This window comes from Candidatus Hadarchaeales archaeon (assembly GCA_038736355.1).
In the GTDB taxonomy this organism is placed as follows: Archaea; Hadarchaeota; Hadarchaeia; order Hadarchaeales; family WYZ-LMO6; genus WYZ-LMO6.
Map to the genome: position 1 here is coordinate 228,900 of JAVYML010000001.1, position 13,035 is coordinate 241,934.

10 protein-coding genes are annotated in these 13,035 nt (G+C 55.4%); 3 read left to right on the forward strand and 7 right to left on the reverse strand.

Annotated elements, in window-relative coordinates; all coding sequences use genetic code 11:
* Window positions 1–194 precede the first annotated feature (194 nt).
* Entirely contained in the window at window positions 195–2,510 is a 2,316-nt protein-coding gene (ppsA, locus tag QXG22_01010) for a phosphoenolpyruvate synthase (protein MEM0358579.1), read from the forward strand.
* Entirely contained in the window at window positions 2,507–3,370 is an 864-nt protein-coding gene (gene speB / locus QXG22_01015; GenBank protein MEM0358580.1) for an agmatinase, read from the forward strand. Before ppsA ends, speB begins: the two co-directional genes overlap by 4 nt.
* Here speB and QXG22_01020 read toward each other — a convergent pair.
* The 6 genes from QXG22_01020 to QXG22_01045 form a co-directional block, all read right to left on the reverse strand.
* Window positions 3,367–3,873 carry a 50S ribosomal protein L16 gene (locus tag QXG22_01020; GenBank protein ID MEM0358581.1) on the reverse strand — a complete coding sequence of 169 codons (507 nt, stop codon included), beginning with the start codon at window positions 3,871–3,873 and terminating at the stop codon, window positions 3,367–3,369. The genes speB and QXG22_01020 overlap by 4 nt on opposite strands.
* A gap of 179 nt (window positions 3,874–4,052) precedes the next feature.
* Entirely contained in the window at window positions 4,053–5,168 is a 1,116-nt protein-coding gene (locus QXG22_01025; protein MEM0358582.1) for a tryptophan--tRNA ligase, read from the reverse strand.
* A complete protein-coding gene (endA, locus tag QXG22_01030) occupies window positions 5,168–5,701 on the reverse strand; it encodes a tRNA-intron lyase (GenBank protein MEM0358583.1) in 534 nt (177 codons plus the stop codon). The genes QXG22_01025 and endA overlap by 1 nt, the downstream gene beginning before the upstream one ends.
* 41 nt (window positions 5,702–5,742) lie before the next feature.
* On the reverse strand, window positions 5,743–7,935 hold the full coding sequence (locus QXG22_01035) for an elongation factor EF-2 (GenBank protein MEM0358584.1): 2,193 nt from the start codon (window positions 7,933–7,935) through the stop codon (window positions 5,743–5,745).
* 24 nt (window positions 7,936–7,959) lie between these two features.
* Complete coding sequence (locus QXG22_01040) at window positions 7,960–9,162, reverse strand: DUF1512 domain-containing protein (GenBank protein MEM0358585.1); 1,203 nt, start codon at window positions 9,160–9,162, stop codon at window positions 7,960–7,962.
* Between the two features lie 13 nt (window positions 9,163–9,175).
* The gene (locus QXG22_01045) at window positions 9,176–12,187 is read right to left on the reverse strand and encodes a ribonucleotide reductase N-terminal alpha domain-containing protein (protein ID MEM0358586.1); all 3,012 of its coding nucleotides are present in this window, start codon (window positions 12,185–12,187) and stop codon (window positions 9,176–9,178) included.
* Between the two features lie 77 nt (window positions 12,188–12,264).
* On the opposite strand from QXG22_01045, the gene QXG22_01050 reads away from it, so the two are divergent.
* The gene (locus QXG22_01050; protein MEM0358587.1) at window positions 12,265–12,777 is read left to right on the forward strand and encodes a cob(I)yrinic acid a,c-diamide adenosyltransferase; all 513 of its coding nucleotides are present in this window, start codon (window positions 12,265–12,267) and stop codon (window positions 12,775–12,777) included.
* A gap of 8 nt (window positions 12,778–12,785) precedes the next feature.
* On the opposite strand, the gene QXG22_01055 is transcribed toward QXG22_01050, so the two are convergent.
* Entirely contained in the window at window positions 12,786–12,992 is a 207-nt protein-coding gene (locus QXG22_01055) for a hypothetical protein (GenBank protein ID MEM0358588.1), read from the reverse strand.
* Between the last annotated feature and the right edge of the window lie 43 nt (window positions 12,993–13,035).

The window sequence follows — 13,035 nt, forward strand, 5'->3', positions numbered from 1 at the left end:
CTCAAAAGGGGGAAGTGGGACTCAACCTGAGGATCTGTGCTGAGATTGATGGCAGGGCAGGATACGGGAGCGAGTTAGCCGTTCTACCTCTCAAAATACGTCCTTTTTTCCTGAGAATCGAGGCGGAAAGTCTGAGCTCGAAGGAAACGAATAAAAAAAGCTGATTCAAAATAGGAAGGGTACAGAGGGAAAAGATGGGTCTGTACATCCAAAGGCTGGAGGAACTGGGAAAGGAAGACTTGCCCAAAGTAGGGGGAAAGGCCGCCAACCTGGGGGAAATGTATAACGCGGGACTACCCGTTCCCTACGCCTTCGTGATAAACACCAGGGCCTACCAGGAGTTCGTGGAGAAAAACGGCCTCTGGAAGAAGATCAGGGAAATCCTCACGAATACGGACGTGGACAATCCCTCGGAACTGGAGAAGAACACCGAAAGGCTCCGTTCCATGATAGAGAGTTCGCCCATTCCTCCCGAGATAAAGGAGGAAATCCTTGAGGAGTACAGAGAACTCTCGAAGAGGTTCGGGAAGGAAGAAGAATACGTGGCGGTGAGGAGCTCCGCCACGGCTGAGGATGTCCCAGATGCCTCCTTTGCCGGGCAGCAACTTACCCTCCTCAACATCAAAGGGGAAGAGGAACTGCTGGAAGCCGTGAAGAAGTGTTGGGCTTCCCTCTTCACCTCCCGAGCAACCTTCTATAGGGCCAAGAAGGGTTTCGAACACGAAAAGGTGCTCATCGCCCTCGTGGTGCAAAAACAGCTGGGGATGCTGCGGGAAGAGGAATACCTACAGGGAAAGTACAAGGCCGGAGTGGGTTTCACCCTCCACCCCTCGACTGGGGATAGGAACAAAATCGTGGTGGAGGCCTCTTGGGGTCAGGGAGAAGCCGTGGTTTCAGGATTGGTGACACCCGATACCTACGTTTTGGATAAAAAAACGGGGAAGGTGGTGGAGAAGCACATCTCCTTCAAATCCAGAATGGCCGTGGTCTCCCCCGATGGTGGCCTGAGGAAGAGGGAGGTACCGGAGGGGATGGCCGAAGGGGAATGTCTGACTGAGGAGGAACTCAAGCAACTCTGGGAACTCGCCCTAAAGTTGGAGAACCACTATCGCACCCCCCAGGACTTCGAATGGGCGAGTGAGAACGGCAGGGTTTTCCTGCTCCAAACCAGGCCCGTGACCGTCTTCTACGAGGAGAGGGCGATGGAGGTGGAAGTAAAGCATCCTCCCCTCCTGAAGGGCCTTCCCGCTTCACCCGGGGCGGCCATAGGAACCGTGAGGATCGTGAGGAGTCCGAGGGAGGCCTCCGAGAAACTCAAGAGGGGAGAAATCTTGGTCACGGAAATGACTTCTCCGGACTGGGTACCTTACATGAAGATAGCCTCCGGCATCATCACCTCCGAGGGAGGGATTACCTCCCATGCCGCCATCGTCTCGAGGGAACTGGGGATCCCATGCATCGTGGGGGCAAAGGATGCCCTGAAGGTCCTCTCCGATGGAATGGTGATCACGCTCGATTCCAGGAAGGGGCTAGTCTATGCGGGTGAAATCCCCGAACTGATCGCGAGGGAAAAGGCCCTAGAAGTATCACCGGAGGAAGTGAGGGGACTCAAGACCAAGACCAAGATCCTGATGAACTTGGGCGAACCGGACGAGATAGGGAGGTACAAGGACCTCCCCTTCGAAGGCATAGGACTGATGAGGGTAGAGTTCATCATAGCCAGCTGGGTGGGAAAACATCCCAATTATCTGTTGGAAGAGGGTAAGGGGGAGGTCTACACCGAAAAGCTGGCCGAGGGAATAGCGAGGGTGGCGGAGGCCATCTATCCCAGGTTCGTGGTGGTCAGGTTCTCCGATTTCAAAACCAACGAATACAGGGAACTGGAGGGTGGGGAGAAGTACGAACCCATGGAGGCCAACCCCATGCTCGGCTGGAGGGGGGTTTCCCGCTACATCAGTCCCCAGTTCGAACAGTCCTTCAGGCTGGAGTGCAGGGCCATCAAGAAAGTGAGGGAAAGGGGACTGGACAACGTTTGGGTAATGCTTCCCTTCGTGCGCACCGTTTGGGAAGTGGAGAGGTGTTTGCAAATCATGAGGGAGGAAGGACTGGAAAGGGGGGAGAACTTCAAGGTCTGGTTGATGGCGGAGGTTCCAAGCATCGTCTTCCTGGCGGAGGAATTCTCCAAGTTGTGTGATGGCTTCAGCATAGGGAGCAACGATCTAACCCAGCTGGTCTTGGGTGTGGATAGGGACTCCGGGATCTTGGCCAACATGGGATATTTCGACGAGAGGAACGAGGCCGTGAAGAGGGCGATCGAGGAACTGATAAGGAAGGCCCATGCAAATGGGGTGACGGTCTCCATCTGTGGTCAGGCCCCCAGTGTTTATCCGGAGTTCACGGAATTCCTGGTGAGGTGTGGAATAGACAGCATTTCCGTCAACCCAGATACCGTGGCCAAAACCAAGCTCCTGGTATATCAGGTGGAAGAGAAGTTGAAGTCCGAAAAATGAGCCCGGAATACCTCAGCGTAAAACCAGGCTTCGGGGGCTTAGAGGGGACCTATGAGGAGGCTAAGGTCGTCTTCCTCGGTATTCCCCTCGATTCCACCTCTTCCTATAGGAGCGGAGCCCGTTTTGGACCTTCGAGGATAAGGGAGGCCTCCCTCAACCTGGAGACCCATTTGATGTCCTTGGGGGTGGAGCTGGCCGAAAAGGGGGGGATAGCCGATCTGGGGGACCTCCTCCTCTCCTCCGAACTCCAAGAGGACGGGAAAAGGATAAAGGAAGCCGTGGAAGAGCTGGTGGAGGAGGGAAAAATACCCGCCCTCCTAGGAGGGGAACATACCCTCACCCTCTTTTCCCTGCAGGCCTTTGGGGACGTGTACGTCCTGCAGCTGGACGCCCACCGCGACCTCAGGGAAGAGTACCTGGGCAGCAGGATCAACCATGCCACGGTGATGAGGAGGGTACTGGATCATCTTAGTCCCAAGAAGTTGATCCAGCTGGGAGTGAGGTCCTCCTCCTCGGAGGAGGCGGAATTCGGGAAAAGGGAAGGAATAAGGTATTACACTTCCGAAAGGCTCATGGAGGGGGGCAGGGAGGTCCTGGAGGAGGTGAGGAAAGAGGTTGGATCTTCCCCCGTTTATCTAACCCTCGATATGGATGTTCTCGATCCTGCCTTCGCCCCCGCCGTCTCCACACCCGAACCGGGAGGCTTGACCACCATCGACCTCCTGAGGATCCTCAGGGGGCTGAAGGGATTGGACATAAGGGGTTTCGACGTGGTGGAGGTAGTCCCACCCTTCGACTCCGGTCAGACGGCCTTTGCGGCCGCCAGGGCCATCTACGAGCTGCTCGGAATCCTCCTCTAGCCCGTCTTCTCAACCACCATTCTCCACCTGAGGGGGAGCTTGCTCTTGGCCCTCTCGAGGGCCTCCTTGGCCAGGGGAAGGAACTGTTCCGGGACCCTAACCGTCATCAACTTCTGCTCCGGTTTGACCCTAGCTGCCGTACCTATCGGCCTTCCGAAGGCCAGGCGCATGCCCTCGGAGACCCTGTCCGCCCCCGCCCCCAAAGCCATCGGATGATCCCTCAGGATCTGGTGGGGGTAGAGGCGGATCTTGAAATGATAGTTGTTCCTTCCCACCTTCGTTTCCAGTAGACGGTTGGCGGCCATCCTGGCCGCCTCCAAGGCATTGTGCCTGATTTGCCCCTGTTCCTGGGCCACCAACGAGACCTCCACGGGGAAGTTACCGTTCGGATTCCCCATGTCGAAGAAGGTGATACGTGAGCCCGGTACGCCGTCCACGAACTCTCTCCTCGTGTAGGCCGGACCGCTAAAGTACCTGTAGCACTTTCCAGGCTTGAGGGGCATGTTCTCTCCTCACTTTTCTCCGAATCGCTTAAAGCTTATCCCCCGATCTTCCTCTGCCTGAGTCTCCTGAGCTTCCTCCTCATGCGCTTCCTTACCCATTTCCAGCGCATTCTTCCCTTTTTCTTCCACTTCCTGGGTCTTTTCCCCATGGAGATCCTCCCCTTTTTCTCCTTCAGAAATTAAAAAGTAGGATAAATCTCATGCAGGAGTCTCTCCACCTTGGACCTTACCTCCTTCCTCCTTTCCTCCAGCTCCCTCAAAAAGTCCTTGGCCCTCTCCACCATTCCCTCCTTGCATTCTCCACAGATGATTTCCCCCTTCTCGCACCTTTCCTTCAACTCCAAGAGCTCCTTGTCCTCAGGCATGAAGTGGTACATACAGAGCTCGTATACCAGACACTTGGAAGGTTCCCCCCCCTTCTCCCTCTGCTCCCTGGCGGTCGGTCTTCCCCCCGTAAGGGCATCCCAAATCTTTCTCTCCCAAACCTCTGGGGGATCGGTGAGGAAAAGGGCCGAGTCCGGCCTACTGCTGGACATCTTTCCCCCGAAGAGATCCCTCATCAACCTATGATAGGTGGAGGAAGGGGGAAGGAAACCATATTCTTCGGAAAATTTGGCCGCCACATCCCTCGCCAATCTCAGATGCGGATCCTGATCCACACCCACGGGAACCACCGTGGGTCTGGGACCCCCAAACTTCTCCAGCTGGGGATGGAGGATGTCCGCCACATCTATCATGGGATAGTAGAGATGGGAGAGATGTGTCTCTCCAGAAAAGCCGTAGATGGCCCTCACTTCGCTGAAGTTCACCTTCCTGGCCAGGCTGTAGGCCAAACCCTGCACTTCCTGGCTCCTGGACTGGAAGTACACCCTGCACCTCTCCAATTCTAGGCCCAAAGCCTCGCAGTTCAACAAATATTCCTCAAACGCTATCTCCCTACCCTTCTCGTACGGGATGCCCCTAGCGGAGAAGGCCTCCATATCCGCTATGCAAAGGAAGATCTCCCCTCCCTTCCTTTGATACCAGACGAGCTGATCCACCACCATCTTGTGCCCCAGATGCATCTTTCCACTCGGCATGAGCCCCGTCATGACCGCATACCTTCCGTTTCCAATCATCCTCTCGAGGACCCTTTCGAAGTCCCGATGTCCGAAGATTACTCCCCTCCTCATCAGGTGGAGGGGATCGGGGATTCTAGGGAGGAGTTCCTCCAAGGGTCTTATCCCGAATTCCTGCATGAGTCTGGAGTAGTCTTCGGGTAATCCCGTTCCCCAAGGATCCAGTTTCTCTGGCATTACGGTTTTTCCCTCCTGAGGGAGTAATAGGTCACATCCCCCTCATCGTCCACCACTGCAAAGAGCATGGTCTTCCTAACGGAGTGGGCCAGCCTCACCGCCCTCGCCAGCTCCGGGGGGGAGAGTCTTATTCCTTCCTTAATGGCATGCACCAAATACTTCGAATGGGCTTCCCCAGGTCTCTCCCCCCTATCGTAAACCCTGAAGTGGGCCCCAAACTTGAGCCCCGTTTTTACCACGTATCCCCTCGAGCGCAGGTCGGAATAAACGGCATACTTCAGCACCAGTTCCGGATCCAGTTTCGAGAACCTCTTACAAAGCTCCTCCCAGCCCAGCGGTTTCCCCGACTTTCCATCCACCGCTTCCGCCTTTCCATTCTCCACCAGATAGAGGACTTCCAGAGGGGAGAGCTGTAACTTGCCTCCGCTCAGGGGCTTTCCAAAGGCCCCCTTTTGGTAAAGCTGGTTGGCCTGGGCTTCCTCGAACACCATCCCCCTATCCCTGTATATTTTTACCTTCACCGGGGGCTCCATCCCATCCCACCTGGAGCCTCATCTAAAAAAAAGGAGGATGCTCAATCCATGAATTCCTCCGGTTTAGGCACCTCCAGCTTCAGACCCTTCCTCTTCCTAGTATTGGCTATAACCTGGGCCTGGAGTTCTGGGGATAACCTTTCAAAGCGCTCGAATTCCGTAGCCCAAATCGCCCTTCCCTCCGTCTCCGAACGCATCTCGGCCGCCAGACCAAAGGAATTGGCCACGGGAAGGAGGGCCCTTATGACGGTTACCGCTTCCCCTTCCGGCTCCATGGCGATGATCCTCCCCCTCCTCCCCTGGATCACCTTGATCGCCCCTCCCATGAACTCCGTTGGAACGCGCACCTCCAGCCTGAAGAGGGGTTCAAGGATCACGGGATTCGCCATGAGGATGCAGGCTTGGATGGGTCGCCTCACCGCGGGTATGATCTGGGCTGGACCCCTATGTACGGAGTCCTCGTGGAGCATGGCATCGTTCACTATCACCTTGACCCCTCTCAGGGGTTCCCTCATGACTGGACCCTCGTTACAAACCTGCGTGAAGGCCTCCCTGATGTAGTCCTCCACCTCCCCCATGTACTGGACCCCTTTCGTCATGTCCACGAGGATGTTCCCCCCAACGACCGCCATTACCCCCTTGGCCGCATCGGCGCTCCATCCCAGCTTCCTGAGGATGGAAGCCCTCTCCTTCGGATCCTGCTTGTCCGTGACCTTCTTCTCGTCTATGGCCTTCAGTACCTCCGGCTCCAAGGGTTCCACACTGATTTGGAACCTGTTGTGCTTGTTGGGCGACTTCCCCTCCACCGGTCCTGCCTTCCCCGTGATGGTTTCCCTGTAAACTACCAGGGGCTCTGAGGTCTTGACCTCCAAGCCTGCCTCCTTCAACTTGTACTGGACGATTTCCAAGTGTACCTCCCCCATTCCCGAGATGAGGTATTCACCCGTCTCCTCGTTGATCTTGACCCTCACGTTGGGATCTTCCCTAGCTATCTTGTTGAGTTGGTTGACCAGCTTGGGAAGATCCTGGAAGTTCTTGGGTTCAATGGCCAAGGTAACCACGGGCTCGCTTATGTATCTAAGTTCCTCAAAACCCGCTGCCCCCTCCGCCCCCGTCTCCACGAGGGTCTCACCCACTACTGCCTCCTTCATCCCTATCACGGCCGCTATGTTTCCAGCCGGCACCTTTTCCACAATTTCCCTCTTCGGACCGATGTAGATCCCCACCTGTTGGATGCGCGCCTCCTGCTTAGCACCCACCAGCCTCACGGTCTTACCCTTCTCCACCGTCCCGGAAAAGACCCTTCCCGTGGAGATCACGCCTGCCTGTTCATCCACGATGATGTCGGTGATGACCATGCAGATCTTTCCATTGGGATCGCAAGAGAGCATGGCCCTTCCCAACTCGCTGTTCAAATCCCCTTTCCAAAGGATGGGGATGCGGAGCTTCTGAGCCTCGATGGGATTGGGAAGGTGCCTCACCACCATGTCCAAAACCACCTCATAAACGGGTGTGCGCTTGGCAAGCTCCTCCCTCTTGCCCTCCTTCGAGGCCTCCAACACATCCTTGAAGGTGATGTTCTTCTTCTTCATCTGGGGAACGGAGAGAGCCCATTTCTCCTTTGCCGAACCAAAGGCCACCGACCCCTCCTCCACCCTCACCTGCCATTTTTCGGCAAGCTCCTTTGGGGCATACTTCCTTATGAGCTCGTTGAACTGGGCGATGAGTTTTGCCAGTCTAGCCTGGATGGCCTCTGGAGGTAGTTTGAGCTCGTCTATCAGCCTGTCCACTTTGTTTATGAAGAGAACGGGTTTGGTGTACTCCTGCAGGGCCTGCCTGACCACCGTCTCCGTCTGGGGCATGATTCCCTCCACCGCGTCCATTACCACGATCACACCATCGATGGCCCTGAGGGCCCTGGTAACGTCGCCCGTGAAGTCCACATGACCGGGGGTATCCAAGAGGTTGATCAGGTATTCCCCATCCTCCAGCTCATGTACCAAGCTCACGGCAGAGGTTTGTACGGTGATACCCCTCTGCTGCTCTATTTCCAAGAAATCGGTGAAGAGCTGCTCCCCTGCCAGTTCGAAGCTTATGATACCCGAAGCCGCCACCAGGGAATCGGTAAGGGTGGTTTTTCCGTGATCGACATGAGCCACTATCCCAATGTTCCTCACCCTGGTGGTTTCCCACATGAGCTTTTCCACTTCTGAGACGTGCTTGTACCTGTGCATGTTTCCACCTTTGCAACCTTACCCCTAGACGGGAATAAATAACTTGTTTGACTCTATTTCCTCCTCCTTTGTGGGGGGAGGGAAGTCCTTGGGAAGGTCCTTTCCCTGCCCTATCCCTATCGTGTTGCCTATTCCGGCCACTATCACCCAATCCCCAGGCTTGGTCCTCTCCCTCACGGCCCTCTTCACCCTCTCCACCGTCTCATCCGCGGCCTTGGCAATCCTGCTGTTCATCTGGGTGATGGCCTCCCTGAAGGATTCCTTGATCACGATCGCATCCAGCGGGATGCGGTGCTTCACGGCCACCTGTTCTATCTTGTACTTTTCGGTGGGAGGTCCCCCTATGGCTGCACCCACCCCCTCGATCACCTCCCCGCTCTTCTCCCCCTCTAGCTTCAGAGCAGCATCCACCATGATGATCCTAGCTATCTTCCTCTTCTTGACCAGCTTGCTTATGAGCTCCCCGGGCTTACCCACCCTCCCACCGGGTCCTTTGGCCTTCACCACCAATAGCTTTCTTCCCTCGAACTCCACCTCACCCACCACCGTATCCTCCACCAGCTCCTTCACCTTGGCCCCATCGAAGAGTTTGGCCGCCACCAGGGCTCCCACCCCGTCCCCGATGGGCTTTCCCTCGGAAAACACCTTGGTGGCATCCCTGTAGGCCTTCGCGTACTCCTTGAAGATGGGCATATACATCTGGATGGCCATCGCCAACTGATAGCTCCTCGTCTTTTCGGCAAGGAGGAGGAAGTGCCTGACTATCCTGTAGAGGTAGTGGGTGGCCATCGCCCCCTCTATCACCATCTCCAGCGTGGCCGCCTCCTCGGGATCGGCCTTGGGAGCGAAACGGGCCACCGCATCCTCGAACCTTTTCTTCCTAACATCCAAGATGTGATCGAGTCTCTGGATGACCCCCACGGGATCCTCGGATACGGGCTCTATCGCGAAGAACTCCAGGAAGTTTCCCAGTTCCTCCTCCAAATCCCTCTTGGTCCTTCCATGCTTCTGGAGGGAAAGAAGGGCTATCCTCTTGGTCTCCTTTGCCCACTCCTCCAGCTCCTTCACCGATTTCCTCACCTTGGAGAGGAGGAGGCTGGATTGCATGGACATGAGCTGGGGAGTCAGATAGCTCCACAGGACCCCGAAGATGAAGAACATCAACATCCAGAGCAGCAGGCTATCCACTCCCGCATCCCAAGGCATCTTCTCTTTTTCTCCTTCCACCCCTAAAACCTTGCTAGCCGGGGAAAGGACAGGTCCTCGTGGGGCATCCCCCCGCATACTCCGCTTCGGCCGCCACGAACTTCGCCTCCCTTCCTATGTAAAGCACCTGCTCCGGTTTGCTCCCATAGCGGAAAATCGTTACCCCCTTGCACTTGAGTCTCCAAGCTAGCTCGTAAACCCTTTCCACCTCCTCCACGGTGGCTTCAGAAGGAAGGTTGACGGTCTTCGAAACAGCGTTGTCGGTGTATTTCTGGAAGGCGGCCTGCATCCTCACATGCCACTCGGGGGGGATGTCCAAGGCAGTGACAAAGATCCTCCTGAGGTCCTCCGGAACCCCTTCCACCCCGCGGAGGGATCCGGTCTTGGCTATTTCTTCGAGAAGCTTCGCACTGTAAAAACCCCTTTCCTTGGCCATGAGCTCGAAGAGGGGATGGATTTCGAAGAGCTTCCTTCCCCCCAGCACCTTCCTAATGAAAGAGAGGGCGAAGATGGGTTCTATCCCGGAAGAACATCCGGCGATGATGCTTATGCTCCCCGTCGGGGCTATGGTGGTCACGGTGGCGTTCCGCATGGCCCCATACCTATCCTTCCAGATGCTCCTTTCGAAGTTGGGGAAGGAACCGCGCTTTTCGGCCAATTCCACCGACTTCTTGCGTGCTTCTTCCGAGATGAAGCGCATCAATTTCTCCGCCAGCCTCAGTGCCTCCTCCGAATTGTAGGGGATACCCAATTTGATCAGCATATCGGCAAAACCCATGACCCCCAATCCTATCTTCCTGTTGGCCTTGGTGATTTCCTCTATCTCCCTGAGCGGGTACCTGTTGGCATCTATGACGTTGTCCAGGAAGTGAACGGCGCTTCTCACCGTCTTTCCCAGTTTCTCCCAGTTCACTTCTTTCCCCTCCACCATCCTCGAAAGGTTGATGGAGCCCAGGTTGCAGGATTCGTAGGGCAGGAGGGGCTGTTCCCCACAGTTATGCACACAGAAGCCGTTGGCATCGAAGAGGTTCACACCCGGGACCCTAACATCGAAGACCTCTTCTCGACCCTTGAAGACAAGGCTTTCTACGGTGGCCAGGAAGCGTCCCCCCTCCATCCCCCCCTTGTAAAGGCTGAGAAGACGTTCCAAGCGTTCCCTTTTCTTCGGGTCTCCAAAGCCTATTTTCCGGGCGAAAACGAGGAGATCTTCCCCGGAAATAACCAGCTCGCGCACCCTTCCTTTGCGGATTTTCGAATATATCCCGAACCTGAGGAGAATGCGCTGTACTGCCCTCAAAATCTCCAAGTTGCTCTGCACCAATCTCACACTAACACCCTTCCGTTTACTTCCCCGAACCGAACCATTGACATCGAACAGTCCCCTAACCAAGCCCCTACAGAAGGCCGAAGAGGCCTTTTCCATCGGAACGGTGATCCTCCTTTCTCCTGGCCTCAGCCCCATTTCCCTCGCAAGTTTCTCCAAGGAATCTGATCCGTTGGGCAGTTTCTTCATACGGGCGTGGGTAAGGTCCTCCACCCTTCCCTCCTTCCCGTCGCCCAAGAAGAGACCCACCAAATAGCCTTCCTCGAAGGTGAATTTTCCCTCCCAAGAAGTCACAACCCGGTTGCGGTTCAAAAGTACCTTATCCCCCCTCTCCAGTTTTCCCGCCGGTACCCACTCCATTTCCCTCGCGCATCCCGTCCTTCCCTTGACCCTGAGAACGGGATGATCCCATGTAAGACAAACCTCGAACCCTTCCCTCGTAATCAGCCTGTAAACCGGCCTCACTCCAGTCCTGAAGAATCCCTCCTCCGTAGTTTCCCACTTCCCCCCATTCGCCACGACCACGAACTTTTTCCCGATGAGGTCCCTTACCTGTCTAGGTCCCTCTTCTGTCATGACCCAAGTGTAGACGGGCACACATGGGTTGGTAGCCTCTATCCTACCCACTCCAGGCGTGGGGTTGTGGCGGTTGATTTCGTCTATGAAGATCACTCCGGGATCTCCGCTCGCCCAGGCGGACTCTGCCATCAACTTCCAAACGCTCCTAGCCCTCAGTTTCTCCACCCTCTCCCCGTTCCTGGGATTGATGAGCCAGTATTCCCCGTCCTCTTCCACCTTTTCCATGAACTCGTCCGTGACGGAGACGGAGAGGTTGAAGTTCTGTAGAAAGGTGTAATCCCTCTTACAGGTGATGAACTCCAGGATATCTGGATGGTCCACCCTAAGAATCCCCATCATGGCACCCCTTCTCCTCCCTCCCGCCTTGATGACCTCAGTTGTGATGTCGAAGATCCTCATGAAGCTTACCGGTCCCGAGGCCACACCCATCGTCGATTTCACCAGGTCCCCTTTGGGTCTGAGCCTGGAGAAGTCGAACCCCACACCCCCACCGCTCTTCTCTATGATGGCCATGTTCCTCACGGCCGTGAGAATACTTTCGAGGGAGTCTTCCACAGGAAGGACGAAACAGGCGGAGAGCTGCCCCATTTCTGTCCCTGCGTTGAAGAGGGTAGGGGAATTGGGAAGGAACTCCAAACGCGCCATCATTCCGTAAAAGATTCGCTCGCTCTCCTCAGGATCCTCACCGTAGTTTCTATCTACCCCAGCTACGGCCTTCGCCACCCTTGAAAACATCTGCTGGGGTGTCTCGACGACTCTTCCCGTCTCATCCCTCAAAAGGTATCTACTGCGGAGGACCTCCAGGGCATTGACCGTAAGCTTGGGCTCGGGAATCCCGAGGCTCTGTCTCAACCTCCTTATCTCCTCTTTCTTCTCCCTGTACGATTGATATTCCTCCGCCACCCTTTCATAACCCCTCCTCCTCAGAACCTCCACAACCGCATCTTGGGCATCCTCCACGGAGGGTATCCTTTCCCTGAACCTCTCCTCCAGCATCCTTACCACCTCCCTGGTAACCTCCTCTGCTTTTTCCCCATCCTCCTGCTCCACGGCTATGAAGGCCCTATGAACGGCGTCCCTGATTTTGCTGGGATCGAAATCTACCAGCCTTCCGTCCCTCTTTTTTATCTTCTGAATTGGCATATCCAAAATCATTCGTTCAGGTAACCCTAAAAACTGATGTACAGCTTTTTTTTTGTCCCCCTTCCAGGTTGAAAGGGTTGGGAAAGGTTTACCTCTTCACGGGAACGGGGCCGGGGAAAACCACGAGTGCCCTGGGGCTGGCCCTGAGGGCGGTAGGCCAGGGGAAGAAGGTCGTGATCGTCCAGTTCCTCAAATGGTGGAAGAACACAGGGGAGTATAAGATAAGGGAGAGGCTTTCCCCCCACTATGAGATCTACCAATTCGGAAGGAAAGGTTGGATGAAGAAGGAAGAGCTTGGTGAAGAGGACAGAGAACTTGTGAGGAAGGGACTGGAGTTCGCAGAAAGAATCGCCAAGGAAAAAAAGCCCGATCTCCTCATCCTCGATGAGCTGAACTTAGTGGCTGGATGGAAACTGGTGGGGATGGAAGAAATACTCAAGCTCCTGGATAACCTGCCCAAGAAAACGGATGTGGTCCTCACGGGAAGGTACGCACCCAAAGGGCTGAGGGAGAAGGCGGATGTGGTGGTGGAAATAAGGGAAATCAAAATCCCCGAGCCCTTCCAAGCAAAGAAGGGTATCCAGTACTGAAAGGCTGGTTACTTCAACAGGCCCAATTCCTTCAACTGCTTTACCAATAAGTAGAGAACGCAGGTATTGGTCTTGACCTCCGAGTTCCTAGCCAATTCCTCCAGAAGTTCCTTTATGGTGGGAGGAAGGTACACCACCAGTTTTTGGTTCTTGGGCTCTAGAAAAACCTCTTCGATCGAAACGGGCTGACGTTTAGAGGGTTTCTTGAACCTCATCACTTAGACTGGAGTTCCCCTCATAAAACATTCTTCCAACCAA

Coding starts and splice junctions, on each gene's coding strand:
- speB (MEM0358580.1), top strand. CDS start 2,507: ATGAGCCCGGAATACCTCAGCGTAAAACCAGGCTTCGGGGGCTTAGAG.
- QXG22_01035 (MEM0358584.1), bottom strand. CDS start 7,935: ATGCACAGGTACAAGCACGTCTCAGAAGTGGAAAAGCTCATGTGGGAA.
- QXG22_01045 (MEM0358586.1), bottom strand. CDS start 12,187: ATGCCAATTCAGAAGATAAAAAAGAGGGACGGAAGGCTGGTAGATTTC.
- endA (MEM0358583.1), bottom strand. CDS start 5,701: ATGGAGCCCCCGGTGAAGGTAAAAATATACAGGGATAGGGGGATGGTG.
- QXG22_01055 (MEM0358588.1), bottom strand. CDS start 12,992: ATGAGGTTCAAGAAACCCTCTAAACGTCAGCCCGTTTCGATCGAAGAG.
- ppsA (MEM0358579.1), top strand. CDS start 195: ATGGGTCTGTACATCCAAAGGCTGGAGGAACTGGGAAAGGAAGACTTG.
- QXG22_01025 (MEM0358582.1), bottom strand. CDS start 5,168: ATGCCAGAGAAACTGGATCCTTGGGGAACGGGATTACCCGAAGACTAC.
- QXG22_01020 (MEM0358581.1), bottom strand. CDS start 3,873: ATGCCCCTCAAGCCTGGAAAGTGCTACAGGTACTTTAGCGGTCCGGCC.